Raw genomic sequence first — 26,774 nt, 5'->3', positions numbered from 1 at the left:
AAGAACCCGCCTCCTCATGAGACGGGTTCTTTTCGGTTTATGCTTGTTCTGTCACGTGTACCTTTAATGTTGCTTGTACCTCTGGATGAAGCTTCACCGGTACATTTGTGTAACCTAATGCACGGATGGCGTCATTCAGCTCGATTTTGCGCTTATCGACTTTGATTTGATGATCTTTTTGCAATTTATCAGCAATTTGTTTGCTTGTAATAGATCCAAACAGACGGCCGCCTTCACCTGATTTTGCTGTTAGTTCCACTGTTAGCGCCTCAAGTGTTTCTTTTAATTGTTTCGCTTGTTCAAGCTCTTGGATGGCATTCTTTTTCTCTTTGTTCTTCTGCCCTTCCAATGCGCTTAGGTTCGTTGGGTTTGCTTCAACTGCTAACCCTTGTTTGATGAGAAAGTTGTGAGCGTATCCGTCAGCTACATTCTTGACTTCGCCTTTTTTCCCTTTGCCTTTTACGTCTTTTAGAAAGATGACTTTCATCTTTGAACCCCTCCTTCGAAATATTCATCAATGGCAGCTTTTAACTGCTCTACCGCTTCTTCAATGGTTATACCATACATTTGGGTGGCAGCGTTAGTTAAATGACCGCCGCCATCTAACGCTTCCATGATAATTTGGACGTTGATATCTCCTAATGATCTCGCACTAATGCACACCGTGTTGTCATCTCGTCTAGCGACAGCAAAGGACGCTTCTACCTCACTCATTGACAACAGGGAATCTGCCGTCTGGGCAATCGTGATTTGATCATAATACTCCGAGCTGTCTGACGGTAATGAAGCAATCGCCACCTGATTTTGATACAGATCTGTATGCTGAATGAGCTTTGCCCGTTTGATGTAATGATCGACGGTCTCTTTTAGGAATTTTTGGACAAGGACAGGATCTGCCCCCTTCGCACGAAGATAGGATGCTGCATCAAACGTTCTTGATCCCGTTCTCAGGGAGAAACTCTTCGTATCAACGATGATCCCTGCGAGAAGCGCAGTAGCTTCAATCATGTTAATGCGCAATTTCTTCGGCTGATACTCTAAAAGCTCTGTCACAAGCTCTGCTGTGGATGAAGCATACGGCTCCATATAGACAAGTAATGGGTCACGGATAAACTCCTCGCCGCGTCTATGATGGTCAATGACCACGATATTTTCAATTTTATTGAGTAGTCGTTCTTCCATGACGAGAGACGGTTTATGTGTATCCACGACCACAAGCAGCGTGTCATCCTTCGCAAGCTCCATGGCTTCCTCTGGGGTGATAAAACGTGACCAAAGATCTTCATAATTCTTAATTTCACTAATCAAACGTTGAACACTGTCCCCAATCTGGTTGGCATCAATGACAATATAGCCTTCTTTCCCATTAGCCTGGGCGACCTTTAAAATCCCAATGGATGCACCGATTGAGTCCATGTCTGGGAACTTATGCCCCATAATCATGACATTTCCGCTTTCAGAAACAATTTCTTTTAAAGCATGAGAAATGACTCGTGCGCGTACACGTGTCCGTTTCTCCATTGGATTCGTTTTTCCGCCGTAGAATTTCACTTTTCCATTCGGCTGCTTAATGGCTACCTGATCCCCGCCTCGTCCGAGAGCAAGATCAAGACTCGACTGCGCAAGTGCCCCAAGCTCTTTTAAAGAAGGTACGGATGCACCGATCCCGATACTCAAGGTAAGCGTCGCACTATGCGCTCCTGTTTTCTCACGGACCTCGTCTAGAATAGAGAATTTCGACGCTTCCAGCTCTGCTAAAATGCTTTCATTTAGAACCGCCATAAATCGTTCGGACGAAATTCGCTTCAGGAAAATGCCATATTCCTGTGCCCAATTGTTTAACAGAGACGTCACTTCACTATTAATGGTGCTGCGCACCTGATCGTCAAGACCCTGCGTGACATCATCGTAATTGTCTAAAAAGATATAAGATAACACCGTTCGTTCATTTTCGTACTGTCTTTCAATTTGTACCTGTTCTGTGACATCAAAGAAATATAAAAGGCGCTCTGACCGTTTAATAATGACTTTGAATTTTCGGTCATTCAGCGTCACATTTTCTGTCTCGACCTCTTGTTTAATAAGAGGCACAATGGACTCGAATGTATCATACAAGGATCTGCCGACAAGCGTGCTTTCATGAAAACACGAAGCGAGAAATGGATTTGTCCATTCGATATAATACTGGTCATTAAACAGCATAATACCAATTGGCATTTCCATTAATGCTTCTTCTCCAACCTTTTTGACTCGATAGGATAATGTTGAAATATATGAATCAATCTCTTTTTGCACTTGCGTATCTGCCCACTTTAAGAAGTAGAGCACACCTGCAAGGACTAAAAGACCAACCGCTCCTATGATCCAATTATAATAAAGGTTGAGGAGGACTGTGACCACCGCAAGGAAAATCAAAGCGATGATCGGATACTTGATGACAGGTTTTCTATAGAAGCTTGGCACTGATATCAACTCCTCAACATTCAGAGTGAATTATTTGTTTTTTACTTTTTCTCTTAAATCAAAGCCTATGTCAGCAATCCCTATAATACGCACAATCACAGCGACTGGCGGATAGAGAACCCCTAACACGATAGCGAAAATGGGCACCGCTTTTGAGATGCTTTTTTCGTGGCAATAATAGAAGATAAAAGAAAATCCCTGAATAAGCACCAGTATAAATAAAATTTGAAACGCACTCGTTTGAACGAGCGATAAAAAGCTGCCTTTTTCCGTCTGAATCAGCATCAAAAGCAGTGTGAGTAAATAATACCATACCATGCTTTTTGGCAGCCGCATATCCTTAAATTTCTTCAAGGCTGGCATGTCTTTGACAAACCGTTTGATCAGAGGCTTCACAAACCAGTGGTTCACGAACGCCGTCAGCGTAACTAACATTAACAGCGCGACAGGTAAAGCACTCAATGCGGAATCCTTTATCTCTCTGAACTGCTTCAGCTGCTTCGCAATGTCCTGCTCAGAAGCGCCGGATTGCTTTAAGACACTCTCTAACATCGGAATCATTTGCTCAATCGACTCTTTCGCGATACCCATGATATCGACTTGAAAAAGCTGAACACTGACAACAAAGGAGATAAGAAAACTAAATAAATAGATCAGCGCACCTGTAATGATGGCATTCCCAGGCTGCCGTCTGCTGTAGAAAACACCCATGCCTAATCCGACAGCAATCAGAATTGGCGCCGTCATGAGTCCATTAATAGATCCAATTAAAAAGCTGATCACTATCCCAATAGCGCCAGCAGCAATTCCTTTTTTCAAGCCGTGCCTGATTGTATAGAGGATGATCGGAATCGGAGCAGCTAGAAAGAAAATAATGGATAATAGCGGCACATACAAATAAAACAGCGTCATGACAGAGAAAATACTGATCATGATAGCGCCCTCTACTAACGCTTTTGTTTGTTTCACACCTTCACCTCTATCCAATCCTTTTACTATATCTTGCTCAATGTGTCCTTCTATGTATACGTACGATGTAAGCTAAACCATGTCTTACCCCAACCTTTATTTTACCATAGCGGTAAATCTCAAGTAAAATGCAGGCTATCTTAGGAGCGTTTCACGTGGAACACTGATATCGATTCGTACATGCAACTTTTCAAACAGCATGTTACAATTTTTTAGATTATTCTTAGCTATAAACCCTGAATTCAAGGTCAAAAGCTGTTAGAATAGAAACATCATCAATAAATGTAAGAAGGAGAATTCACATGGGAAAAACACTCGTATTCGGACACAAAAACCCTGACACAGACACGATTTGCTCTGCTATCGCTTACGCTGATCTAAAAAACAAAATCGGCGTCGAAGCAGAAGCGGTCAGACTTGGAGAAATCAATGGAGAAACACAATACGCATTAGATTTCTTTAAACAAGAAGCACCTCGTTTCATTGAAACGGCTGCAAACGAAACAAAGCAAGTCATTCTTGTCGATCATAACGAATTCCAACAAAGTGTAAGCGATATTGATCAAGTACAAGTGACTGAGGTCATTGACCATCACCGTATTGCCAACTTTGAAACAAGTGAACCTCTATACTATCGTGCTGAGCCTGTTGGCTGTACAGCAACAATCTTAAACAAAATGTACAAAGAGAACCACGTGAAGATTGAAAAAGAAATCGCTGGTTTGCTTTTATCTGCAATCATTTCTGATTCCTTGCTATTCAAATCACCAACATGCACACAACAAGACATTGATGCTGCGCATGAGCTAGCTGAAATTGCAGGGGTAGATCCAGAAGTTTACGGCCTAGACATGCTAAAAGCTGGCGCTGACCTAAGCCAAAAAACGGTTCAAGAACTAATTACAATTGATGCAAAAGAATTCGCACTAGGAAATAGCAAAGTGGAAATTGCGCAAGTCAATACAGTAGATATCGCAGAAGTTACAGCAAGACAGGCTGATATTGAAGCGAAAATCAATGAAGTCATCGCAGCGAAAGGTCTTGATCTATTCGTTCTAGTGATCACAGACATCCTAGAAAATGACTCTCTTGCACTTGCACTCGGTGCCGAAGCTGCAAAAGTAGAAAAAGCATTTAACGTCACACTTGAAAACAACACCGCTTTACTAAAAGGTGTTGTATCAAGAAAGAAACAAGTCGTACCTGCACTGACAGACGCACTTTCTTCATAAACACAACAAGACTGCTGACATGTTCAGCAGTCTTGTTTCTTCTTTTAATGAATGTACATATCACTTACAAGGACATCCTTTAACACACTTGTTGGAATCGTAAATTCCACTACACCCATGTAACCAGGCGCCACATCATATTCATTAAAGGAAATCACCAGTTTGCCTTTTGAATTGATATAGAAGCTTTGATCTGGCTGAATCTTCTTAAACGGATCAACCGTATCTTGCTTGGTAATCCAATAAATCTTATTTGAATCCTCTTTCATCTGTTTCTTCATTTGGTCTTTAATATTTTCACTAATCACATCAATATAACGGTCATCTTTAAACAAGCTTGGTAATGTAATGAGTACATGATTTTTCTTATCCACCGTATCATACGTCATTTCCTCTGCCGCAGAAGCTTGAGTCGTCACCTTGTATCGACCTAGTGAAAGAATTTGATCATTGTTTGTTCTCACTTCATATCCGCTCTCTACACTTAAATGACCATTTTTATAACCCTTTGTTTCCTTCTCAAAATCTTGATACAGCTTTTTATTTTCAGCTAAATATTTTTGATTCAGGCTGTCTTGTAATTTTCCGTCCCCAAGCCCTGAAACGTGTGGTGTTTTAAGGTCAATATTCGTTCCTTGATCGCTCTTTTTAAATTCTGTGAATGTCACGACTTTCACCAGCTCGCCAATGACAGGTATTTCCGAAATCGCTCTTGCCGCCTGTGGACTGACATTCACAGTCGTGACAAATAGAGCAGCCGCAGCAACAAGTCCGATCGTCCATTGCTGAAAATGAGGTTTTTTGTTTTTTCGTTTTAATGTCCGTTCAACCATAGCATCATATTCCGGCGGAATAGGGATTTCTAAATATTCCTCTTTTAACTGTTCCAAATGCTTATCCATTTATATTTCCTCCTGCGATAATTCTACTTTTAAAAGCCGCAACGCCTTATATAATCTTGTTTTGATGGTGTTTTCGTTTTCTTCGAGAATGTGGGCGATGTCCTCTAGTTTTAAATCTTCAAAGAATCTCAAGATAATGATGACCCGGTACATGTCAGGCAAATCCTCTATGGCTCGTCTGACATCTTGATCTTCATATACATCTGATTCACCCTGTGATAAGAATTCAAGCGTATCATCGTCTGTCACCTGCACCCGCTTCTTCTTTCGTAAAAAGTCTAGGGCAGCATTGACCACGATTTTATAAAACCAGCTATGCATCTTGGTCGCATCCTCTAATCGGTGAACAGATTTGAGTGCTTTATGAATCGCCTCTTGAACGACATCCATCGCATCTTCTGGGTTTTTGACATAACTATAGGACAATCGATAAAAACTGTGTTTATGCTCCATTACGTAATCAGCAAATTGATCCTCAATTTTTCGTTTCTTCATTTTACAAAGAGCTCCTTTATCTTAAATGCGCATCGGTTATTTCTTACAATGGATAGACGCGCACCTTTTGAAAATAGTTTGCGCTCGATTATTTTTTAACATGTCATCCCATTTCCGTTTCTATACAAAAAGAGCGAACCAGACAGGTTCACTCCTTCAAAGCGGATATTGTTTGATGGACAAACTGTTTAAGTGGGGAAAGCGGATGAATGATCGGAATGCCTGTCTCCTTTTCTATCTGCTGTGCCGCATAAACCATCGATAGCTGCATCACGCAAATGTCTCCACTTTTTTTCATACATCTTCTGAGCTGCTTTTTAATTTGCTCCTCATAAGCATGCATGTCACCGTTTAGGCAAAGGTGAAAGATATCCTCCATCACCATAACCTCTGCATCAATCTGTTTGCCGTGCTCTTTTGCATATGATTCAAGCCGCTCCATTGTCCCATCCACTGTATCCGGGTTTGAAAACACAAGTTGAAGAGGCCCTTTTCTCTGACAAATCAGTTCAAATAACGGTTCATCAATCGGAACAATCGGTTGCTTAAAGAGATACTGCTGATCACCCAAGGCGGCAATGTATTGTGTACACGTGAGCAGAATGATGTCGGCTTCATCTTCTTTCATCAATTTGTTGATGGCATAGGTTTGCTGCTTGTGAGGATTAAAATCGGGATCTTGTGTAGCACGTTCTATAAATGATGAATCGACCGTGTGATGCAGCTCAACATCGGTATCACCAAACACCTCTTCTATATAGGACTGATTAGACGGATGGGCATGAAGGCAGTGTAATCGAATCATCAGGTTCGCTCCTCGTGAAAGTTTTCAATCATTATATCAATCCTTGTATGAAATAGGGAGAAAGATGACCATATTGTTAGGGAGATATTGAAGGAGGGATTTAATTGAAAGAAGATCAACACCCTAAACCATCTTCAGAGTCAGAAGACACTTTAACAAATCGTCAAGGTCATCCCGTAACAGACAATCAAAATATGAGAACCGTTGGGAATAGAGGACCCACTACGCTTGAAAACTACGATTTCCTAGAGAAAATCAGTCATTTTGATCGCGAACGTATTCCTGAACGTGTCGTCCATGCGCGCGGGGCCGGAGCTCACGGTTATTTTGAAGCCTATGGCACATTCGGTGATGAACCTATTTCTACTTATACAAGAGCAAAGTTATTTCAGGAAAAAGGGAAAAAGACACCTGTTTTCGTCCGTTTTTCTTCTGTCATTCACGGCGGTCATTCGCCAGAAACGTTGCGCGATCCGAGAGGGTTTGCGATTAAATTTTATACAGAAGAAGGCAACTGGGACCTCGTTGGAAACAACCTGAAAATTTTCTTTATCCGAGATGCTTTGAAGTTTCCAGATTTGGTTCATGCCTTTAAGCCTGATCCTGTCACCAATCGGCAGGACGGCGAGCGTATTTTTGATTTCGTTTCGCAATCTCCTGAAGCGACGCATATGGTGACATTTCTCTTCTCACCTTGGGGCATCCCAGCAACCTATCGCCACATGCAAGGCTCAGGTGTCCATGCGTACAAATGGGTGAACCATGAAGGAAAAGCAGTGCTGGTCAAATATCACTTTGAACCGAAGCAAGGGATTCGCAACCTGACGCAAGAACAGGCTCAAGCGATACAAGGTGAAAACTTTAATCATGCCACACAGGATTTATATGAAGCCATTGAGCAAGGAGATCATCCTGAATGGGAGGTCTATGCGCAGATCATGGAAGATGATGCCCACCCTCACCTCGATTTTGATCCGCTTGATCCAACAAAGCTTTGGTACAAGGATGACTATCCATGGAAACCGATCGGACGGATGGTATTAAATAAAAATCCAGAAAATTATTTCGCAGAAGTTGAGCAGGTTGCCTTTGGGACTGGCGTTCTCGTAGACGGTTTGGATTTCTCAGATGATAAGTTGCTTCAAGGGCGCACCTTCTCTTACTCTGATACGCAGCGATATCGTGTGGGACCGAACTATTTACAGCTGCCGATCAATGCACCGAAAAAGCATGTCGCCACGAATCAAAGAGATGGGCAAATGGAATACCAGGTCGATCAAGGCAAAGGACAAAATCCTCATGTGAATTATGAACCATCGATCCTCGGCGGATTAAAAGAAGCAAAGCAGGCTGGAGAGGATCATACGCCTTTTGTAGAGGGTGACGTCAAACGGGAAGCCATTGACCGCCCGAACAACTTCGGACAAGCCGGAGAAACGTATCGCCGCTTCAATGATTGGGAACGTGAGGAATTGATTAAGAACTTAGTCAACACCCTTGCGACCTGTCAAACAGACATTCAAGAGCAAATGATCGAAAACTTTACAAAGGCTGACCCTGATTACGGAAAGCGTGTCGCTGACGGCTTAAAAGCCTTCAAACAAGAACAGCCAAGCGGACCTATAGGATCTACAGGCGCCGCACAAGCTGTAGACGAAGCGATCAACAACAGCACACCATCAGATCCTTATTAAATAAAAAAGAATGCAGCGCCTAGGCTGCATTCTTTTTGTATTCATTGATTAAGCGTTTTGACCTTTTTTGATCCATTCTGCTACATTGACTGTACGTTTTGCTTGATGTTTTGCAGCAGCTTCTGCGTCCTCTTGGATCTTTCCATTTTGATCAACAGTGACACTCACGCCGTAAGGGTTGCCCCCTGCACCGTATAATGAGTCATCTGTGTATCCAGGAGCGGCAATAATCGCTCCCCAGTGGAACATCGTTGTGTAAAGACTGAGAATGGTCTGCTCCTGCCCACCATTTGGGTTTTGTGCAGAGGTCATCGCACTCACTGCTTTGTTTGCCAATTTCCCTTGGAACCATAAGCCGCCAGTTGTGTCTAAGAATTGCTTCATTTGAGCCGGTAGGTTACCAAAACGTGTTGGCATGCTAAAGATGATGGCATCTGCCCACTCTAAATCACTTAATTGAACCTCTGGGACATCCTTTGTTTCGTCTAAATGTGCTTTCCATGCTGGATTTGATGCTACAACTGCTTCTGGTGCCAATTCAGCAACCTTTAATACTTTCACTTCAGCGCCAGCTTCTTTCGCTCCAGCCTCTGCCCATTTTGCCATCTGATAGTTTGTACCTGTTGAACTATAATAAATAATTGCTAATTTTACGTTTTCCATTTGTTCCATCTCCTTTTGTTTGGTTTGCCCAAAAAGCTTCTGTAAAAATCCCATCTATATTCCCTACCTTCATTAAAATTGACGACGATACCATAATGCCGCAGCATCGACTTCTTCTCTCGTTAGCTGATGTCCGCGATTTTCCCAATGTAGTGTGACCGAAGCGCCTGCGCCTTGCAGCAATTGCTCAAGCTCCTGTGATTCCTCTGGACGGCACATTGGGTCATTTTCACCAGCTGCGATAAAGACTTGTTTCCCCGCCAATGAAGGCAATGAAACTCCGCGTCTTGGAACCATTGGATGATGCAGGATCGCTCCTTTTAACGCATCCTCGTAATGGAATAAAAGACTTCCTGCAATGTTCGCCCCATTGGAATATCCGAGAGCGACGACATTGTGACGATCGAACCCATATTCATCTGCTGCTTCTCCGATAAATGTATACAGTTCCTCTGTCCGCTCAATTAAATCCTGCTCATCGAAAACACCCTCTGCTAAACGTCTGAAAAAGCGCGGCATACCGTTTTCCAACACATTCCCTCTCACACTAAGAACGGATGCGTCAGCATCTACTAAATCGGCAAGCGGCAATAAATCTTCTTCCGTCCCGCCAGTACCATGCAGTAATAACAAAACAGGTCTTTGTTCATTCTTTCCTTTTCGAAAAAGATGTTTCATCATAAATCTCCTTTCCCTTTGATTTCTCTTACCTCAATAGGCAGCACAATTTGTTCAATCTGACTGCGCTGCGCTTCATATTGCGGTGGCAGTTTCAATGCTTCACCCATAGTTTCCACTGATTCATCGTGTGCAAACCCTGGAGGATCAGTCGCAATTTCAAATAATATACCGCCAAGCTCTCTAAAATAAATGGCATTGAAGTAATTTCGATCTTGCACAGGTGTCACTTGATACCCGCTTTGCGCAATATGTCTTTGCCAATCTAATTGATCCTGATCATCTGTCGCTCTCCATGCAATATGATGCACAACCCCAACACCCATACGTCCGCGTGCAACAGGTGTCTTGTTCACATCAATGACATTGCCTATCTCACCAAACGAACGAAATCTCACATAGTCCTCTTCTGCTCCGACTCGTTCAAAACCCATTGTTTGTTCGAGCAGCTGCATCGTTTGCACAGGCTGTGATGTTAACAAAACAGCTCCGCCAAATCCTTTGATCGCGACATCTGGTGTAACTCCGTTAAATGTCCAATCATTTTGTTTCCCTTCCGCACGCTCTACAAGCTCAATCAACAAGCCGTGTGGATCTTCAAGTGAGAGAAAGGCTTCACCAAAGCGTTCAACCATTTCATAAGAAATATCAAACTGCTCAAGACGTTCCTTCCAGAAAGAGAAAGCGCCTGGCGGTACGACATATGTCGTCACGCCCACTTGACCTGCGCCAATTTGTCCCTTTTGAGCACCTGGCCAAGGGAAAAACGTGATAATCGTTCCCGGAGATCCTCCTTCATTTCCAAAATATAAATGGTAAGTACCTGGATCATCAAAATTCACGGTCTTCTTCACGAGACGAAGTCCTAAAACACCTGCATAAAAATCAACGTTCTCCTGAGGATGCCCTACAATTGCAGTGATATGGTGAATTCCTTCTGTTTTCTTCACTTCTAATGACCTCCTAATCATGAAGTAACAAGCCTCTATTTCATTATGTCTTTACTGACGTTTTTATATTATCTCGAATTCGAGATATTAAACCAAAAAAATATATTTATCTCGAATTAAGGATATGATGTTTTTAAATAAAAGTCAACGATTTTTGTTTTTCCTTTTAAAAAAGCAGGTCTGCTTTTGCATAACAGACCTGCTCTTCCATGATTATCGCAGTAATTTTTTCTTTTTTAAATAGGCTTTCGCTACCTGAAATGCATCCTTACCTTTCACATTCACTTCATAATTCATTTCTCTCATCTCATCGTCTGTGATTTGACCACTGAGCTTATTGAGAGAAGCCTCAATCTCAGGGTACTCCGTTAATGTCTCCTGCCTTAACAGCGGTGCTCCTTGATATGGCGGGAAAACATGCTGATCATCATCAAGCACCTTTAATTTGTATTGCCTCAATTCACTGTCTGTCGAATACGCATCGACTAAATTGATATCTCCTTTTTGAATCGCTCGATACCGAAGCTTCGGTTCCATCGTCACTACATCATCAAAGGAAAATTGATAGGTTTTTTGAATACCTCGATACCCGTCCTGTCGATCAGAAAATTCTAAGGTGAATCCAGCCTTTATGCGATTCTTGATTTTAGCTAGATCAGAAATATTGGATACATCATATTGATCAGCTAGCGACTGAGGCACGGCTAAAGCATACGTATTGTTGTAAGCCATCGGCTCAAGAAGGCGGAGCTGAAAGGATGATTCCAAACCGCGCCGCGCTTGCTCATACACTTTTTCTTTATCTGTGCTTTTCGCTGTTTGTTTAAGGAACTCAGAAATTGCAGTACCCGTAAACTCAGGATAAATGTCAATATCACCAGAACGTAAAGCTTGAAAAACAAAAGACGTCTTGCCAAGACCAGGCTTAAGATTGACTTGAATATCCGTATCCTGTTCAATTAAAAGCTTATACATCGAGATCAGAATTTCAGGCTCTGATCCTAGCTTTCCACCGATGGTGATTTCCTTCTTTTCTTGTTGAAATAGTAATGGGCCCGCGACAATAGCTCCTGCAATCACAGCAAAAACCGTCACAGAAATCACAGTCTTTTTAAAAGAAATTTTCTCAAACGTACGCAGCACCACATCAAATAAGAGTGCGAGTAAGGCTGCTGGTATAGCGCCAATGACAATGAGTGACATATCATTTCGGTCAATTCCCAGCAAAATCAGACTTCCTAATCCCCCAGCTCCGATCAGTGCGGCAAGAGTGGCAGTTCCCACAATGAGAACCATCCCGGTTCGGATACCTGCCATGATAACTGGCATGGCCAGAGGTAGTTCCACCTTTAATAACCGTTTACGATGATTCATTCCCATGGCAAGCGCCGCTTCCCTCAGGGAAGGATCGACCTCCTGAATACCTGTATATGTATTTCTTAAAATAGGGAGTAGGGCATAAACGACAAGCGCAATAATCGCAGGCACTTGCCCAATCCCAACGAGAGGAATCAGCAAGCCAAGCAGCGCAAGCGACGGGATTGTTTGCAAGACCGCCGTCACCCCAATCACCCATTCTGCAAGCTTTGGCACCCTCGTTAAATAGATACCTAAGGGAATGGCAATCAAAATGGCTAAAAATAAAGCAATAAACGAAATTTGAATATGCTCAAGCAAGGCGTGTCCCAATTGTTCTTTTCGATCCAATAACACACTGATCCAATCATTCATGTGACTCGCCCCTCTCTCTAGGAGAATCGGCTAAAAACTGAATCATCGCTTGACGATTCACTAGTCCAATTCGCTCCCCATCCTTTTCCACAGCCAATTCCTCATGCTTTGCCAATTGGGATAAGACCTCATCCAGCGTGGCATGTGCTGTGATCGCTTCATAGCCTAAAAGAGACTCATGAGGCATTGGTCTAGCCATGGCCTCTAGCTCAAACGCTTGTTGTCCTACATGGCGAGCAGCACCTGAGACAAACTCCCGAACAAAAGCATTGACTGGGTGTTGAACCAATTCCTCTGGACGACCAATCTGCACCACTTTCCCTTCCTTCATGATACAAATTCGATCACCAAGCCTCATCGCCTCCTGCATATCATGCGTCACGAAAACAATGGTCTTTTGAATACGGCGCTGCAAATCAAGCAGATCATCCTGCAATTTCTCCCTTGTTAATGGATCTAACGCACTAAAGGGTTCATCCATTAGGACAATCTCAGGATCAGCTGCAAGTGCACGTGCCACACCGACACGCTGCTGCTGTCCACCAGATAGCTCTGACGGCTTCCGATGTCGATACATAGCTGGATCAAGCCCAACCATCTGCATCAATTCATCCACTCGCTTATTGATCTCATACCGGCTCCATTGTTTGAGCTCTGGCACCACAGCGATATTTTCTTCAATGGTCATATGAGGAAAAAGAGCAATTTGCTGCAGAACATACCCAATATCCCAGCGCAGTTCATACATATCATAATCGTTTATTTTTTGACCCTTTATGTAAATCTCACCTTCTGTTGAAGAAATGAGACGATTGATCATTTTCAATGTTGTCGTTTTCCCGCTTCCACTAGGTCCAATGAAAACAAAAAACTCACCTTTCTGAATCTCTAAATCAACCGATTGAACGGCATAGCGCTCATCAGAAAATTGCATCGATACCTTCTTAAATTCAATCATCATCCCACGCCCTGACTGCAATTATTTTCTAGACTACCAATATGACAGATCGACCCCGTATTTGTATAGAACAAACTGTCACTTTTACTCTCTTTTACATACTTCCCCTAAGGTGCCCGCCAAAAACAGCTCTAGCCAATTCGGATGAGATTCTTCGTGAGACAATAAAAAAAGCGAAGAGCTCGAGGCTCTCCGCTTTTAAGTCAACGACTTACTCACCAGTAACGTATGGAAGTAATGCCATTTGACGTGATTTTTTAATCGCTAATGTCAATTTACGTTGATACTTAGCGCTAGTTCCTGTTACACGACGAGGTAAAATTTTACCACGCTCAGAAACAAACTTTCTAAGAAGATCAACATCTTTGTAATCGATGTGCGTGATACCGTTAGAAGTAAAGAAACATACCTTACGACGTTTCGCACGACCGCCTCTGCGTCCACCTGCCATTTGTTTTCACACCTTTCCTTTAGTCAATTTTTCAGATCAATTAGAATGGCAAATCATCATCGGAGATGTCAATCGGTTTACCATCATTCGCAAATGGGTCATCATTGAAGCTATTTCCCTGATTACGATTTTGTTGGTTGCTTTGATTGCCATATGGATTTTGACTTGGTTCATTTCCGAATGGATTCTGATCGTTTTGGCTACCGCCATAATACTGGCCTCCGCTATTGCCACCGCCGCTGTATCCACCTGAACCAGCACCGCCGCTCTTAGGCTCAAGAAATTGAACACTCTCAGCTTGAACTTCTGTCACGAAGACACGCTGTCCTTGCTGATTTTCATAGTTTCTTGTCTGCAAACGACCGTCTACACCGGCAAGACTTCCTTTTTTCAAGAAATTAGCCACGTTCTCGGCTTGTCTTCTCCAAGTAACACAGTTAATGAAATCGGCTTCACGCTCTCCAGATTGATTCGTAAACGTACGATTCACAGCTAGAGTAAACGTGGCTACAGCCGCACCATTAGGCGTGTAGCGAAGCTCAGGGTCTTTTGTTAGTCTTCCGACCAATACAACACGGTTTAGCATATTGAAAGACCACCTTTAAATATATATTTCAATGATTTATACTTCTTCTTTAACAACAATGTGGCGAATGATATCGTCACTGATCTTAGCTAAGCGGTCAAATTCTTGAACTGCTGCAGCGTCAGATTGAACGTTTACGATTTGGTAGAAGCCTTCACGGAAATCGTTGATTTCGTATGCAAGACGACGTTTACCCCAATCCTTTGTTCCAGTGATCTCCGCACCGTTTGAAGTTAACACGTTATTGAAACGCTCGATAACTGCTTTTTTAGCCTCATCGTCAACTGTTGGGCGGATGATGTACATAACTTCGTACTTTCTCATCTGATTGCACCTCCTTTTGGTCTAAGCGGCCCTATACGGGCAAGGAGCAATAAATTATATTACTCACAATTGTATATTATAACAAATTACTTGGCCTATGACAAGAACCTATACATTAAAACGGAAATGAATGACGTCTCCATCTTTCACTACATATTCTTTACCTTCTAGACGGACTTTTCCAGCCTCTTTTGCAGCAGACATGCTTCCACCAGCAAGTAAATCTTCATATGCAACCGTTTCAGCACGAATAAACCCACGTTCAAAGTCCGTATGAATGATTCCAGCACATTCCGGTGCCTTCATTCCCTTTTTAAACGTCCAAGCGCGTACTTCCTGCTCTCCTGCTGTGAAATAAGTAGCTAAACCAAGAAGTGAATAAGATGCTTGAATCAGCTGATCTAGACCTGACTCTTTGATGCCAAGCTCTTCAAGGAACATCTGCTTCTCTTCTCCTTCAAGCTCTGCAATTTCAGACTCGATCTTCGCACATACGACGATGACTTCAGCATTTTCACTAGAAGCAAACTCACGGATTTGCTGCACATATTCGTTGCCGTCATGATCTGCTACTTCATCCTCACTCACATTTGCTACATAAAGAACTGGTTTAGATGTGAGTAAATGAAGCTGTTTCACAAGCTTTTGCTGCTCATCTGTAAATTCTACAGATCTTGCCGATTTCCCAGCTTCAAATGCGTTCATTAGCTTCGACAAAATATCAAATTCAGCTACCGCTTCCTTATCCTTTTGTTTTGCAAGCTTACTCACACGAGCCAAACGTTTTTCAACTGTTTCTAAATCAGCCAAAATCAACTCTAAATTAATGGTTTCGATATCTGACACAGGGTCAACCTTACCTGATACGTGTGTGATGTTATCATCTGCAAAAGCTCTCACCACGTGACAGATCGCATCTACTTGACGAATGTGAGAAAGGAATTTATTCCCTAAACCTTCACCTTTTGAAGCTCCTTTGACAATACCGGCAATATCAGTGAATTCAAAAGCAGTCGGAACTGTCTTTTTCGGCTGCACCAATTCTGTTAGTTTTTGCAAACGTTCGTCTGGAACTTCTACAATTCCGACGTTTGGATCAATGGTACAAAACGGATAGTTAGCAGACTCCGCTCCAGCCTGTGTAATTGCATTAAATAGCGTTGACTTCCCGACGTTAGGTAAGCCAACAATACCAGCTGTTAAAGCCATTCTTTCATCTCCTCTATATCAAACGTGCTCGTTATACTGCGTAATATGAACCTAGAGCAATTATAAGTAGGTTTACATGAAAAGACAAGCTAACCGTTATGCATTATCAATAGAAGAAAAATTGCCAAAAAGAATAAATCAATCCTTCAAAACGGGAATTTGCATCTAATTCTTCTACACAAAAGACGAATTTCATCAAAAAAGCATGAGGCCTACTTAAGCAGTTGGCTCCTCATGCTTGACGAGAATTTTCTTCATTTTTCGTTCAAAGTCTCTTCTTGGGATCATGACGCTATGCCCGCAGCCTTCACATTTAATGCGAATATCCATGCCCAACCGAATCACTTTCCACCGATTGACACCACATGGATGGGGTTTCTTCATTTCAACGACGTCATGCAACCCAAACGCTTTATCTGCCATCAGCTTTCACCTCTCTTGCTCACTTCATTGAATCTATTGTACAAAAAAACGGCGATGAAGAGCAATGCACAAAACAAAGGCCCTCTTTCAATCGTTCATCCTATTCTTTTTTATAGAAAAAACCCTTCTTTTAGATCATTTTATTTGTGACCAATAGTTACTTAAACTCCGCTTTTTTTCAATATTGTCACAAACACCGTAGGTCAAAAGGTTTTTATTGGTAGAACGCTGTGGTTTTTCCATATTTTTTGATTTATGATATCTGCATAAATGTTATGTGAGGGAGCAGGTACGATGGTCAATCGAAAGGATAGATTAACTGATAAAGAATATAAAATCATATCCGATCATGCTGGAAACATAGACAATTACCAGCAGCACCATACGATAGAAATAGGTCAGCAAACGCTCACTGTCCATGATTTTCTCAAGGTCGATCATCAATTATATGGTTTAACGATGCAGCCTGAACAATCAGACGAGTTCATCGTCGCTTTTCACTGTCCGATGCCAAAGCAAATGCCGGTGACCTCGCCACAAGATGTACACACCGCGGCACAGTCATTGCTCAAAACGGATTATGCCTATCCCATTGAAAGGAAGTCCCTTGATAGCAATCAAGATCATGTCTTTTTTAAAGGGAAGGAATACATAGAGCAAGTCAGCCAGAAGCATCCCAATGCAGGTATCTATCTCACTGGACAAGCCCTTGCCGGTGCTGTTTGTGCTTATGTTGCGACAGAACAGCCCGCTGTCAAAAAAGCCGTCACCTTTGATAGCCCAAATATATGGAGCAGTTTGGCGCCTTCGATTCAGCAGAAAGCGCAGCAAGGTCAATATAAACGGATCTTGACTGAATATATTCAACCTAGTCATTATGTAGGTTTACTCAATCGCCATGATCATGGAGTTGGTCAAGTGAAGTACACCGTACCGCCAAGGCAGCAAGGCGACGCCCAAGAATCCGTTAAATATAAACAAAGAGAAATTGACACCTTTTTAAAATCAGCTTTTGCGTCTATGAATATAGAATGGAACGAATCCTTTGATACAAATGCCTTTTTAGCTCTTATTTCTGGGAGTTTAAAAGGAAATGGGTATTCATTCCACAAAGATGGATCTGCCCGGATTTTAGATGAACAGCTTGATCATAATACAAGTTTTACAGCCTTGCTGTTGCAAGAAATCCATTCTGGACGTGCATATGCACAAAGCGGTCTAGAAATTATCATAAAATCCCATTTACTGAAAAATTCATCCTACGATCTCCAAAGTGTGATTGAACATGAAGTACACACTATATTTGATAAAATCGATGGGATCGATGAAAGTGTAAAAGACGCCGTCCAGCATGTAAAACAAGAGCTCAAAGGACTCGTCGGCTTTGGCCACTATGATTTATTAAGTTCAAGTGATGTGGAAGCATTGGTAGAAGAAGTGAGGATGGAACAACATCATTCCTCCTTTTATTCACACGAAAAACAACTGAATGCCCTGTACACCTTGAGAGATTACGAACAAGAACTTTCTTCCCTTTCAAGACATATGTACACAATGGGTGATGATTACGCCAAGGCAGATAGGCGCCTTGCGATGCAAATGGGTATTCATTAAGAAAGGAGTCGCCGCATGATCAATCAAAATAAACCTCCTAGTGACGCCCAGCGTTTCTTGCAAAATGTGAGTACCCGCCGATCCATGTCTGTATTTGAAAATCAATCGGCACCACAAACGCAAACGCAGTCCCCAGAAGAAATAGCCGCAATTCAGGCCCTACGAAGAGAAGGACAGCGAAAAGATCTAAAACGGCTGCTCAAAATGCGACTGCATGACGAATTAGCAAACACTCGCGTGCACTTGGAGTATCAATTGTCTAAAACCGAAGACATGATCAACCAGACGACCATTGTCAAGCAACACATCTCCCAGCATTTAAAGGGACAAGCCATTTCAGAATTAGAGGAACGCCTTCAGCGTCTCAAGCAAATGCCAGTCTATGATGATATCAAAGACGCCATTGACTCTATTCGGATAAAATAAGCACAGCTCTGACAAAGAGAGGTGCTTATTTTATTTTATCAATATAATTTTTAGGGCGAGAAAATATCTTTTTACTTAAAATCGGATATAGCATTAAACAGACAAGCAAATAAAGATTCAGCAAGCTGTATATCGGATACAAGAAAGCAATTAAATCGGCAAACCCAAGAGATGTTAAAGGCGCCATCAACAGAAGCATCACGAGCACAACCAGCCAGCGAGGCAATGGTACAAAAGAGAGCATTCGGCTGGATAAACCAAATAAACCTGCCGCTGTCGTCGTATAAATAGCTAGACAAAGGACAACCGTCATAAACACAAACAATGATGTCGGCGCTCCTTCTAATACTGTAAACAAAGGAATGCCTTCTGCTGATAGGCTCCCAGAAATATCAACCAGTATTTCGTTATACACGTACGAGATGACCCCAAAAATCAGGCCGCTTAATATACTCGCCACTTTTGCCTCGCCAAGCCCCTTCATTTCTTTTCCAACCGAAGACAGCACTGCGACTACAGATAATATATTCAAAGAAGCAAAGACAATGCTGGCAGGCCAATTGTACTGCTGCCCAAAATCAATCCGCCACATATGATCATGGTTCATATAATAAAAAACAAATGCATAGATGAGCCCCGCCACCAAAATTGGTATAATGAAAGCATTCACAGATAAAAGCCCTTTCACATCCCAGAAAAAAATCATAAATGAAAACAGACAAAATGCACCGATGCCAATCCAAAATGGCACATGATACATCTCGAGTGTCACCCCGCCACCGGCAATCATGACTGTCGTTGTCGTGAATAAATAAAGGACAATTAAAACATCATACACTTTAGCCAGCCATGGACCGACAAGCCGCTCTAGCACTGGCACAAAGTGATCGGCACGTACCTCATAACTGATTTTCAACACCACATAGGTAGACAGCATAAACATCAATGTAAACAGTAGAATGGCTAGTCCACTATCAATGCCAAAAAACTGCCAAATTTCTTGGCCGGAAGCATACCCCGCTCCTATTAAGCTTCCTAAAATTAAAAGCGTCCACCTTGAACCAGCCTTCCACACAATCATCACCTCATAGGTATAGAATTAAGCTTGTTTCCGTATACTGTTACTAACTACTATGACAAGGAAGTGAGACCTATGAATAGCAAGAACGGTCTTTTTTTTAGAAATAGGGTGAAAGAATACGTGTCCCATACGGATACAAACGCCATTCAACAGCTTAAAAGTATTTTATTCTCGCATCTTCAGAAAGCAGGAAAAAGACCCGTTGCCATCGTTTGTATTGGAACAGACCGCTCAACTGGCGACTCTCTAGGTCCACTTGTTGGTACAAAGCTTTCAGGTCTTGATTTGAAAAAGCTTCATGTATATGGCACGCTCTCTGACCCAGTTCATGCGGTCAATTTAAAAGAAAAGCTCGCCGAAATTGAACAAGCTCATAAACATCCGTTTATTGTAGCGATTGATGCCTGTTTAGGAAGAGTGAAAAGTGTAGGCTCCTTCCAAATTGGAGATGGACCGTTAAAGCCTGGAGCAGGTGTACAAAAGGAACTGCCAGAGGTAGGAGATATTCATATTAATGGGATCGTCAATGTGAGCGGCTTTATGGAATACTTCGTTCTCCAAAACACACGCCTTCATCTTGTCATGTCTATGGCCAATACACTTTCTGAAAGTCTATCTCATATTGATCAAATGGATTGGACAAGAGAAAAAAGCCGGTCTCTCTTCGCTCCTATTCAAAATATCACTGGGAGAATATAAAAAAGACCATCTCGTATCAAGATGGTCACTCTGATGATTCTCTCGTAGAAAGCAATTCGAGAATTCTTTCTAAATCTTCGTTGGAGAGAAATTCAATCTCTATTTTTCCTTTTTTCTTCTGTTTCTTGATCGACACTGAAGTGCCAAAGTAGTTTTGTAAGAAAGACTCTCTTTCTTTCAACACTCGATCCTTTGGTGCTTCTTTTTTCTTTGTTTCACGTGGAACATTTTCGTTTAATTGCTGAACAAGTTTCTCAACCTGACGGACGTTTAACCCCTCGTCCACAATTTTCTTTACCAATGGCGCCAGCTTATTTTTGTTTTTCAAGCTAAGCAATGTTCTTCCATGACCCATCGATAACTTTCCATCTGCAATCAGCTTTTGTACTTCATCCGGTAAAGTCAAAAGACGGAGATGGTTCGCAATATGCGGTCTGCTCTTCCCTAATCGCTTCGCTAATTCCTCTTGCGTCACACTTAAGTGATCTAGTAAGGAAGCATAGGCTTCCGCTTCTTCTAATGGAGTTAAATCCTCGCGTTGCAGATTTTCTAAAAGGGCAATCTCTCTCATCAGCGTTTCTGAAAATTCTCTGACGATCGCAGGAATCGTTGTCAGACCAGCTTGTTGTGCTGCACGGAAACGACGTTCACCTGCTACAATGTCATATCCTTTAATCGATTTACGGACAATGATTGGCTGTAAAACACCGTGCTGCTGAATGGATTCTTTGAGATCAGACAATGCATCTTCATCAAACGTTTTCCTTGGCTGATACGGGTTTGGACGCAAATCCTTTATTTTGATTTCTTCAACCGTTTCTTCATTTGAGTCTACAGTGTTAAATAGTGCATTAATACCCTTTCCAAGACCTTTAGCCATTCGCATCCACTTCCTTTGCTAAGTCTAAATAGACATCTGCACCTCTTGAACGTGGATCATACAAGATAATCGGTTTCCCATGACTAGGCGCTTCACTCAGTCTTACATTTCGCGGAATCACGGTCTGATAGACTTTATCTCTGAAGTATTTCTTCACTTCTTCGATGACTTGAATCCCAAGATTTGTTCGTGCATCAAGCATTGTCAGCAGGACACCTTCAATGGCGAGATCCGTATTTAAATGTTTCTGCACGAGACGAACGGTGTTTAACAACTGGCTCAATCCTTCAAGCGCATAATATTCGCACTGTACCGGGATTAAAACGGAATCGGATGCTGTTAACGCATTAATCGTCAGTAATCCGAGTGATGGCGGGCAGTCAATAATCATATAATCATAATTTTGCTTAACAGATTCAAGTGCTCTCTTCAATCTCACTTCACGTGAAATCGTAGGCACAAGCTCTATTTCAGCCCCTGCAAGCTGTATCGTCGCAGGAATGACATCAAGATTTTCGACCTCTGTCGTCTTAATCACATCAAGAACATCTGCATCATCAACTAAAATATCGTACACGCACTTCTCTACGTCGGCCTTCTCAATCCCAATACCACTCGTGGCATTGCCCTGCGGATCAATATCAACTAACAACACTCGTTTACCTATGTATGCTAAACACGCACTCAAATTAACAGAAGTTGTCGTCTTCCCGACGCCGCCCTTCTGGTTGGTAATCGCTATGATTTTTCCCACGATGTCACCCACTTTCAACTTAACAAGTTTCTCATTCATTCATACTTCCTATTCTATCAAAAAAAGTATGAAACGTTTGCTTTTTTTGTTTCTCCATTATATATTCGTCAGCAAATGTCTATTTTCGTACATGAAAAGACGAACTTAAACGTAGTAAAAAATATATCGATATATCTTTTTGAAGAAAAAGATATGCATAAAAAACCCTCACTTCCATCATAAGTGAGGGGCACTTGTCAAAAATGTAATCCACCAATTGTACGGCCTTCGTTCACAATAATCTTAGGGGTCACCGTTTTATAGTTTCTCTTTTTTAAGAATCCATAGGGGGTCTTAATGGTAAATGTCGCATGTCCTACAGCATCGCCTGTTTTGGCATAGGCCTGCCACACAATCTTTGAACAATAAGTCGGGTCCAGTGATTGAATAGACATGGTGATGGAGTATCGAGCCTTTGGATGAGCTTTCACATAATCGCGCGCCCATTCCCCAGCTAGGTCTGCTGTTTTCTCTTGATTAATACGAATGACCTTTGTATTGGCATTATAGCGAAACCAGTTAAGAATGGAATCAAGCTGAGGATGCTGTCGAAACCCTGGAATAGAAGCAAAGCTCTTCTCATTAATGACGATACCTGCATGTCCAACGATGCCCTTCAAAGCATCAGTGTTTGTCACCAATATATCCCCTTTTTTAGGCAAAATATCGGTACCAGGATACGGCTTTCCTAAAAGGCGCTTGATGGTGTGCGGCTTTTCATCCGTCACAAACTCATCCTGCTTGTTTTGTTGTAAGCCATAATCCTTCAAATGATCGCCAGCTGAAATCAGGTCTATTGTGTCGTCCTGAGACTCATGCTCATGATTTAATTGATCTAAAGTGATCTCCTTCGAAACAACACCTTGTTTCTTCAGGACGTTCAGTTCTTTTTTGGTCAGCGGACTTTCTTCTGCAGGAACCGTTGACGAATTCACAGCAAATGTGGTTGTTTCATTTGTAAAAAGCGAAAAAGAAAATAGTAAATAACAAATAATAACAAAATTCGTCTTTTTCATTTTCATCGAGTCATGTCACCTCCTTTCCTCTATGAAAATCATATTTTACCAATTTGTGAATAATAAGTAAATATAAAGTAGAACCAATAAAAAAAGCTGACGAGTGGCTCTCATCAGCTTTTTTCTATTTAGGAATCCGAATTGTTAATTGGATATATTCCTCAAATTCTTCTTCCTCGGTATTTATTTTAAGCCCGCTGTCTTCTACCATATGGAGAGACTGGCGAATGGTATTCATCGCAATTCGTGTATCACGACTAAACGCCTTACGTTTTGGCTTCGGTTTGCGATCTGTTTTTTGTTCAAGCATTTTCACTACACGCTCTTCAGTCTGTTTTACATTCAGCTGCTTTTCGATGATTTCCTGCAATAGCGCGATTTGTAATTCTGGAAGCTTTAGGGGTACAAGTGAACGTGCATGCCTTTCAGAGATTTTTTTCTCTAGGATGGCCTGTTGTACCTCTTCAGGCAACTTTAAAAGTCTTAATTTGTTTGCAACAGTTGATTGTCCCTTACCTAAACGCTGAGCAAGCGCTTCCTGTGTTAAATCATGAAGCTCTAAAAGACGTGCATAGGCATGAGCCTCTTCAATAGCAGACAGCTCTTCTCTTTGCAAATTTTCAATCAATGCCACAGATGCCGTTTCCGTATCAGTAAAATCTTTTATAATAGCGGGGATTTTCTCCCAGTGAAGAGTCTGTACCGCTCTCCAACGTCTTTCGCCGGCGATCAGTTCATATTTTCCTTCTTCTTCTGTCGGTCTGACAACAATAGGTTGGATAATGCCATGGGTATGAATCGTCGTGGCCAGCTCATGTATCTTTTCTTCTGAAAAAATGGTGCGTGGCTGAAAACGGTTTGGCATAATTGTGTCGACCGGGAGCTCCTGTATCTCTTCCTTTAATGTATCATGCTCAGCAATCTCTGCCTCTATTTCGGTTTCACGCTCAGGATGTTCTTTGTCACCAAGCCCGAAGAAGCGTGAGAGTGAATGCTTCATGAACCTACACCACCTTTAAAAACTACCTTTTTATAATTCTATTTTCTCATGTTTTTTCCTTCTGTAAAATCTTAAATATTGAAGAAAAACCGACCTTTTACATGATCAACCTTCTATTGGTGATTTATTAGGTGTTCCTGGTTTTCTAGGATATTTTTTTGGTGTTTGCTTTTTCTTTTCAATGACAATGATGTTCCGTTCGCTTTCTTCTAAAGGAAGGACAAAGGAATGCTTTTCAACAACCTCTCCTCCGAGGACAGTAACGGCTTTCTTCCCTGCTTGCATTTCTTCATCAGCAGCAGATGCTTTTAATGCCACAAACAATCCTTCCTTTTTTACAAGGGGCAGACATAGTTCGCTCAAGACGGATAAACGCGCAACCGCTCTAGCAGTGACAAGATCATAGCTTTCACGCTTTTCCTTACGTTGTCCAAATGTCTCCGCACGATCATGATAAAAAGTAGTATCTTGTAAGTTTAACCCTTTTGCTAACTCATTGAGAAACGTAATTCGTTTCTGAAGAGAATCAACAATGGTCACATGTAGATGAGGGAAGCAAATTTTAAGAGGAATGCTTGGGAAACCAGCACCAGCTCCTATATCGCAAATCGTCGTTACTTTGTGAAAATCAATGAAAAATGATGCGGAAATTGAATCATAAAAATGCTTTAAATACACTTCTTCCTTTTCAGTAATGGACGTCAAATTCATTTTCTCGTTCCATTCTACAAGCATGCGGAAGTAAGTTTCAAATTGTTCAAGCTGCACAGGAGAAAGAGTCATCCCTTTCTCCTCTAGTGCTGCTGTAAATTGTTCAATGTTCATGCCGACATCCTTTCTATTCTGCTATCTTCGCAATACGTCCCTGCTCTAAATATACTAAAAGGATAGAAATATCAGCAGGGTTAACGCCTGAAATACGAGAAGCCTGTGCAACAGAAAGCGGTCGGACTTCTTTCAGCTTTTGTTTCGCTTCAGTTGCAATCCCTTTGATGGCATCATAATCAATACGATCAGGAATCTTTTTATTCTCCATCTTTTTCAGCTTTTCAACTTGTTGGAGTGACTTTTCAATATAACCTTCGTATTTAATTTGAATCTCTACCTGCTCACACACATCAGAAGGAAGCGGTGTTTCAGCAGGAGCTAACGTCACAACAGATTCATAGTTCATTTCTGGACGCTTCAACAAATCACTTGCACGAATACCGTCCTTCAGCTCACTTCCACCAAGTGAACGAATAAATTCTTGTGTCTCTGCTGTGGGTTTAATGATGACAGAATATAAACGTTTTTTCTCTGCTTCAATGGCTTCTTTTTTCTGCTGGTATGCCTGGAATCTTTCTTGAGAAATTAATCCAATATGATAGCCAAGTTCAGTTAATCTTAAATCCGCATTGTCATGACGAAGAAGCAAACGATACTCTGCACGGGATGTCAAAAGACGGTAAGGTTCATTTGTTCCCTTTGTGACAAGGTCATCAATGAGAACACCGATATATGCATCAGATCGGCTTAAAATGACTTCTTCTTTACCCAATGCTTTTCTTCCTGCATTAATACCTGCCATAATCCCTTGACCTGCTGCTTCCTCATAGCCTGACGTACCATTAATTTGGCCGGCTGTATATAATCCAGAAATTTTCTTCGTCTCAAGTGTAGGCCACAACTGAGTAGGCACAATTGCATCATACTCAATGGCATAACCCGCTCTCATCATTTGTACATTTTCGAGCCCTGGGATGGTGGAAAGCATGCGCTGCTGTACATCCTCTGGAAGACTTGTAGATAATCCTTGAACATACACTTCCTGCGTATTACGACCTTCTGGCTCTAAGAAAATTTGATGTCTTGGTTTGTCATTGAAACGAACCACTTTATCTTCAATGGAAGGGCAGTATCTAGGACCAGTTCCTTTAATCATACCTGAATACATTGGAGAACGGTGAAGATTCTCATCAATAATTTGATGTGTTTCTAAACTCGTATAAGTTAACCAGCATGGCAGTTGATCAGTAATATATTCAACCGTTTCATAGGAAAACGCCCGCGGAACGTCATCACCTGGTTGAATTTCTGTTTTACTATAGTCAATCGAGTGACTATTCACTCGAGGAGGTGTTCCTGTTTTAAAGCGAACCAAATCGAATCCTAACTCTGCTAGGTGATCCGATAATTTGATGGATGGCTGCTGGTTATTTGGACCACTTGAATAAGATAGATCCCCTAAAATAATGCGGCCTTTTAAGAAAGTCCCAGTCGTTAATACAACAGACTTCGCACGATAGTTTGCTCCTGTTTGGGTAACGACACCTTTACATTCATCATCTTCTACAATTAAATGATCCACCATCCCTTGAAGCATTGTCAGGTTCGGTTCATTTTCCATTGTTTTTTTCATTTCATGCTGATATTGGAACTTATCTGCTTGCGCTCTTAACGCACGGACAGCAGGTCCTTTCCCCGTATTCAGCATGCGCATTTGGATATGCGTCTTATCTATATTTCGTGCCATTTCTCCGCCCAGTGCATCAATTTCTCTAACGACAATCCCTTTTGCAGGACCGCCTACGGACGGATTACATGGCATAAAAGCAACCATATCGAGGTTGATAGTCAATACAAGTGTTTTGGCGCCCTGTCTTGCAGAAGCAAGAGCAGCCTCAACCCCAGCATGACCGGCACCCACGACGATGACGTCATAATTGCCAGCTTCATAACCCATTTCTTAT

28 protein-coding genes are annotated in these 26,774 nt (G+C 41.8%); 5 read left to right on the top strand and 23 right to left on the bottom strand.

The genetic code is table 11. The features are described 5' to 3' along the window. Nucleotides 1-37: 37 nt before the first annotated feature. Genes rplI through MHH40_RS10645 form a run of 3 tightly spaced genes read right to left on the bottom strand, consistent with a single transcriptional unit; the run spans nt 38 to nt 3,432 of the window. The gene (rplI, locus tag MHH40_RS10655; protein WP_044139055.1) at nt 38-487 is read right to left on the bottom strand and encodes a 50S ribosomal protein L9; all 450 of its coding nucleotides are present in this window, start codon (nt 485-487) and stop codon (nt 38-40) included. Then, a complete protein-coding gene (locus MHH40_RS10650; protein WP_003214961.1) occupies nt 484-2,463 on the bottom strand; it encodes a DHH family phosphoesterase in 1,980 nt (659 codons plus the stop codon). Before MHH40_RS10650 ends, rplI begins: the two co-directional genes overlap by 4 nt. A gap of 30 nt (nt 2,464-2,493) precedes the next feature. Then, nucleotides 2,494-3,432 (bottom strand): YybS family protein, encoded by a 939-nt coding sequence (locus tag MHH40_RS10645; protein ID WP_152908380.1) that lies wholly within the window; start codon nt 3,430-3,432, stop codon nt 2,494-2,496. Nucleotides 3,433-3,734: 302 nt separating this feature from the next. Between MHH40_RS10645 and MHH40_RS10640 the strand changes: the two genes are divergently transcribed. After that, entirely contained in the window at nt 3,735-4,664 is a 930-nt protein-coding gene (locus MHH40_RS10640) for a manganese-dependent inorganic pyrophosphatase (RefSeq protein WP_050944664.1), read from the top strand. Nucleotides 4,665-4,708: 44 nt separating this feature from the next. Here MHH40_RS10640 and MHH40_RS10635 read toward each other — a convergent pair whose 3' ends face one another. The 3 genes from MHH40_RS10635 to MHH40_RS10625 all read right to left on the bottom strand — a co-directional run bounded on the left by MHH40_RS10635 (nt 4,709) and on the right by MHH40_RS10625 (nt 6,866). Further along, nucleotides 4,709-5,566 (bottom strand): DUF3298 and DUF4163 domain-containing protein, encoded by an 858-nt coding sequence (locus MHH40_RS10635; RefSeq protein WP_050944665.1) that lies wholly within the window; start codon nt 5,564-5,566, stop codon nt 4,709-4,711. Then, a complete protein-coding gene (locus tag MHH40_RS10630) occupies nt 5,567-6,061 on the bottom strand; it encodes an RNA polymerase sigma factor (RefSeq protein WP_050944666.1) in 495 nt (164 codons plus the stop codon). It lies immediately after the preceding gene. Nucleotides 6,062-6,209: 148 nt separating this feature from the next. Beyond that, a complete protein-coding gene (locus tag MHH40_RS10625; protein ID WP_050944667.1) occupies nt 6,210-6,866 on the bottom strand; it encodes a hypothetical protein in 657 nt (218 codons plus the stop codon). Between the two features lie 194 nt (nt 6,867-7,060). Here MHH40_RS10625 and katX point away from each other — a divergent pair, with 194 nt between their 5' ends. Continuing rightward, on the top strand, nt 7,061-8,560 hold the full coding sequence (gene katX, locus MHH40_RS10620) for a catalase KatX (RefSeq protein ID WP_233421725.1): 1,500 nt from the start codon (nt 7,061-7,063) through the stop codon (nt 8,558-8,560). 48 nt (nt 8,561-8,608) lie between these two features. Here the strand turns inward: katX and wrbA are convergent, their stop codons facing one another. The 10 genes from wrbA to MHH40_RS10570 form a co-directional block, all read right to left on the bottom strand. After that, entirely contained in the window at nt 8,609-9,277 is a 669-nt protein-coding gene (gene wrbA / locus MHH40_RS10615; protein WP_034620302.1) for an NAD(P)H:quinone oxidoreductase, read from the bottom strand. Nucleotides 9,278-9,295: 18 nt separating this feature from the next. Then, nucleotides 9,296-9,904 carry an alpha/beta hydrolase gene (locus MHH40_RS10610; RefSeq protein WP_034620304.1) on the bottom strand — a complete coding sequence of 203 codons (609 nt, stop codon included), beginning with the start codon at nt 9,902-9,904 and terminating at the stop codon, nt 9,296-9,298. Further along, on the bottom strand, nt 9,901-10,872 hold the full coding sequence (locus MHH40_RS10605; RefSeq protein WP_050944669.1) for a ring-cleaving dioxygenase: 972 nt from the start codon (nt 10,870-10,872) through the stop codon (nt 9,901-9,903). Before MHH40_RS10605 ends, MHH40_RS10610 begins: the two co-directional genes overlap by 4 nt. A 192-nt stretch (nt 10,873-11,064) precedes the next feature. Continuing rightward, nucleotides 11,065-12,582 carry an osmoprotectant update ABC transporter permease/substrate-binding subunit OpuFB gene (gene opuFB, locus MHH40_RS10600; RefSeq protein WP_050944670.1) on the bottom strand — a complete coding sequence of 506 codons (1,518 nt, stop codon included), beginning with the start codon at nt 12,580-12,582 and terminating at the stop codon, nt 11,065-11,067. Beyond that, nucleotides 12,575-13,540, bottom strand: coding sequence for an ABC transporter ATP-binding protein (locus tag MHH40_RS10595; RefSeq protein ID WP_050944671.1), 966 nt, complete (start codon nt 13,538-13,540; stop codon nt 12,575-12,577). The genes opuFB and MHH40_RS10595 overlap by 8 nt, the downstream gene beginning before the upstream one ends. 211 nt (nt 13,541-13,751) lie before the next feature. Then, on the bottom strand, nt 13,752-13,991 hold the full coding sequence (rpsR, locus tag MHH40_RS10590) for a 30S ribosomal protein S18 (RefSeq protein WP_008347556.1): 240 nt from the start codon (nt 13,989-13,991) through the stop codon (nt 13,752-13,754). 40 nt (nt 13,992-14,031) lie between these two features. Continuing rightward, nucleotides 14,032-14,577: a single-stranded DNA-binding protein SsbA gene (ssbA, locus tag MHH40_RS10585; RefSeq protein WP_003215157.1), complete on the bottom strand. Its 546-nt coding sequence runs from the start codon at nt 14,575-14,577 to the stop codon at nt 14,032-14,034. Between the two features lie 36 nt (nt 14,578-14,613). Further along, nucleotides 14,614-14,901 carry a 30S ribosomal protein S6 gene (rpsF, locus tag MHH40_RS10580; RefSeq protein WP_003215073.1) on the bottom strand — a complete coding sequence of 96 codons (288 nt, stop codon included), beginning with the start codon at nt 14,899-14,901 and terminating at the stop codon, nt 14,614-14,616. A 108-nt stretch (nt 14,902-15,009) separates the two neighbouring features. After that, nucleotides 15,010-16,110 (bottom strand): redox-regulated ATPase YchF, encoded by a 1,101-nt coding sequence (ychF, locus tag MHH40_RS10575; RefSeq protein WP_003214682.1) that lies wholly within the window; start codon nt 16,108-16,110, stop codon nt 15,010-15,012. A 216-nt stretch (nt 16,111-16,326) separates the two neighbouring features. Further along, complete coding sequence (locus tag MHH40_RS10570) at nt 16,327-16,533, bottom strand: DUF951 domain-containing protein (RefSeq protein ID WP_012011910.1); 207 nt, start codon at nt 16,531-16,533, stop codon at nt 16,327-16,329. Between the two features lie 294 nt (nt 16,534-16,827). Between MHH40_RS10570 and MHH40_RS10565 the strand changes: the two genes are divergently transcribed. After that, on the top strand, nt 16,828-18,147 hold the full coding sequence (locus tag MHH40_RS10565) for a hydrolase (RefSeq protein ID WP_050944672.1): 1,320 nt from the start codon (nt 16,828-16,830) through the stop codon (nt 18,145-18,147). 15 nt (nt 18,148-18,162) lie between these two features. Continuing rightward, nucleotides 18,163-18,573 (top strand): hypothetical protein, encoded by a 411-nt coding sequence (locus MHH40_RS10560; RefSeq protein WP_003215287.1) that lies wholly within the window; start codon nt 18,163-18,165, stop codon nt 18,571-18,573. 25 nt (nt 18,574-18,598) lie between these two features. On the opposite strand, the gene MHH40_RS10555 is transcribed toward MHH40_RS10560, so the two are convergent. Beyond that, entirely contained in the window at nt 18,599-19,654 is a 1,056-nt protein-coding gene (locus MHH40_RS10555) for a YkvI family membrane protein (RefSeq protein WP_003214632.1), read from the bottom strand. A 72-nt stretch (nt 19,655-19,726) separates the two neighbouring features. Here MHH40_RS10555 and yyaC point away from each other — a divergent pair, with 72 nt between their 5' ends. Next, nucleotides 19,727-20,353: a spore protease YyaC gene (gene yyaC / locus MHH40_RS10550; protein WP_003215235.1), complete on the top strand. Its 627-nt coding sequence runs from the start codon at nt 19,727-19,729 to the stop codon at nt 20,351-20,353. 25 nt (nt 20,354-20,378) lie between these two features. Here the strand turns inward: yyaC and MHH40_RS10545 are convergent, their stop codons facing one another. From MHH40_RS10545 to mnmG, 6 genes are all read right to left on the bottom strand, one after another. Beyond that, the gene (locus MHH40_RS10545; protein ID WP_050944673.1) at nt 20,379-21,233 is read right to left on the bottom strand and encodes a ParB/RepB/Spo0J family partition protein; all 855 of its coding nucleotides are present in this window, start codon (nt 21,231-21,233) and stop codon (nt 20,379-20,381) included. After that, complete coding sequence (gene soj / locus MHH40_RS10540) at nt 21,226-21,987, bottom strand: sporulation initiation inhibitor protein Soj (RefSeq protein ID WP_034620351.1); 762 nt, start codon at nt 21,985-21,987, stop codon at nt 21,226-21,228. The genes MHH40_RS10545 and soj overlap by 8 nt, the downstream gene beginning before the upstream one ends. A 236-nt stretch (nt 21,988-22,223) precedes the next feature. After that, nucleotides 22,224-23,048, bottom strand: coding sequence for an orthopoxovirus pf05708 family protein (locus tag MHH40_RS10535; protein WP_050944674.1), 825 nt, complete (start codon nt 23,046-23,048; stop codon nt 22,224-22,226). Between the two features lie 118 nt (nt 23,049-23,166). After that, nucleotides 23,167-24,042, bottom strand: a complete 876-nt coding sequence (noc, locus tag MHH40_RS10530; protein WP_003214896.1) for a nucleoid occlusion protein — start codon at nt 24,040-24,042, stop codon at nt 23,167-23,169. Nucleotides 24,043-24,147: 105 nt separating this feature from the next. Continuing rightward, complete coding sequence (rsmG, locus tag MHH40_RS10525; RefSeq protein ID WP_003215161.1) at nt 24,148-24,867, bottom strand: 16S rRNA (guanine(527)-N(7))-methyltransferase RsmG; 720 nt, start codon at nt 24,865-24,867, stop codon at nt 24,148-24,150. Between the two features lie 13 nt (nt 24,868-24,880). Next, the gene (gene mnmG, locus MHH40_RS10520; RefSeq protein WP_050944675.1) at nt 24,881-26,767 is read right to left on the bottom strand and encodes a tRNA uridine-5-carboxymethylaminomethyl(34) synthesis enzyme MnmG; all 1,887 of its coding nucleotides are present in this window, start codon (nt 26,765-26,767) and stop codon (nt 24,881-24,883) included. Nucleotides 26,768-26,774: the final 7 nt, after the last annotated feature.

Source organism: Bacillus sp. FSL K6-2431 (assembly GCF_038005165.1).
In the GTDB taxonomy this organism is placed as follows: Bacteria; Bacillota; Bacilli; order Bacillales; family Bacillaceae; genus Bacillus; species Bacillus pumilus.
Note: the sequence above shows the minus strand (reverse complement) of the source record. Positions and strands in the feature narration are given on the sequence as shown.

Coding starts and splice junctions, on each gene's coding strand:
- rplI (WP_044139055.1), bottom strand. CDS start 487: ATGAAAGTCATCTTTCTAAAAGACGTAAAAGGCAAAGGGAAAAAAGGC.
- MHH40_RS10640 (WP_050944664.1), top strand. CDS start 3,735: ATGGGAAAAACACTCGTATTCGGACACAAAAACCCTGACACAGACACG.
- MHH40_RS10635 (WP_050944665.1), bottom strand. CDS start 5,566: ATGGATAAGCATTTGGAACAGTTAAAAGAGGAATATTTAGAAATCCCT.
- MHH40_RS10630 (WP_050944666.1), bottom strand. CDS start 6,061: ATGAAGAAACGAAAAATTGAGGATCAATTTGCTGATTACGTAATGGAG.
- MHH40_RS10625 (WP_050944667.1), bottom strand. CDS start 6,866: ATGATTCGATTACACTGCCTTCATGCCCATCCGTCTAATCAGTCCTAT.
- katX (WP_233421725.1), top strand. CDS start 7,061: ATGAGAACCGTTGGGAATAGAGGACCCACTACGCTTGAAAACTACGAT.
- wrbA (WP_034620302.1), bottom strand. CDS start 9,277: ATGGGATTTTTACAGAAGCTTTTTGGGCAAACCAAACAAAAGGAGATG.
- MHH40_RS10610 (WP_034620304.1), bottom strand. CDS start 9,904: ATGATGAAACATCTTTTTCGAAAAGGAAAGAATGAACAAAGACCTGTT.
- MHH40_RS10605 (WP_050944669.1), bottom strand. CDS start 10,872: ATGATTAGGAGGTCATTAGAAGTGAAGAAAACAGAAGGAATTCACCAT.
- opuFB (WP_050944670.1), bottom strand. CDS start 12,582: ATGAATGATTGGATCAGTGTGTTATTGGATCGAAAAGAACAATTGGGA.
- MHH40_RS10595 (WP_050944671.1), bottom strand. CDS start 13,540: ATGATTGAATTTAAGAAGGTATCGATGCAATTTTCTGATGAGCGCTAT.
- rpsR (WP_008347556.1), bottom strand. CDS start 13,991: ATGGCAGGTGGACGCAGAGGCGGTCGTGCGAAACGTCGTAAGGTATGT.
- ssbA (WP_003215157.1), bottom strand. CDS start 14,577: ATGCTAAACCGTGTTGTATTGGTCGGAAGACTAACAAAAGACCCTGAG.
- rpsF (WP_003215073.1), bottom strand. CDS start 14,901: ATGAGAAAGTACGAAGTTATGTACATCATCCGCCCAACAGTTGACGAT.
- ychF (WP_003214682.1), bottom strand. CDS start 16,110: ATGGCTTTAACAGCTGGTATTGTTGGCTTACCTAACGTCGGGAAGTCA.
- MHH40_RS10570 (WP_012011910.1), bottom strand. CDS start 16,533: ATGGCAGATAAAGCGTTTGGGTTGCATGACGTCGTTGAAATGAAGAAA.
- MHH40_RS10565 (WP_050944672.1), top strand. CDS start 16,828: ATGGTCAATCGAAAGGATAGATTAACTGATAAAGAATATAAAATCATA.
- MHH40_RS10560 (WP_003215287.1), top strand. CDS start 18,163: ATGATCAATCAAAATAAACCTCCTAGTGACGCCCAGCGTTTCTTGCAA.
- MHH40_RS10555 (WP_003214632.1), bottom strand. CDS start 19,654: ATGATTGTGTGGAAGGCTGGTTCAAGGTGGACGCTTTTAATTTTAGGA.
- yyaC (WP_003215235.1), top strand. CDS start 19,727: ATGAATAGCAAGAACGGTCTTTTTTTTAGAAATAGGGTGAAAGAATAC.
- MHH40_RS10545 (WP_050944673.1), bottom strand. CDS start 21,233: ATGGCTAAAGGTCTTGGAAAGGGTATTAATGCACTATTTAACACTGTA.
- MHH40_RS10535 (WP_050944674.1), bottom strand. CDS start 23,048: ATGAAAATGAAAAAGACGAATTTTGTTATTATTTGTTATTTACTATTT.
- noc (WP_003214896.1), bottom strand. CDS start 24,042: ATGAAGCATTCACTCTCACGCTTCTTCGGGCTTGGTGACAAAGAACAT.
- rsmG (WP_003215161.1), bottom strand. CDS start 24,867: ATGAACATTGAACAATTTACAGCAGCACTAGAGGAGAAAGGGATGACT.
- mnmG (WP_050944675.1), bottom strand. CDS start 26,767: ATGGGTTATGAAGCTGGCAATTATGACGTCATCGTCGTGGGTGCCGGT.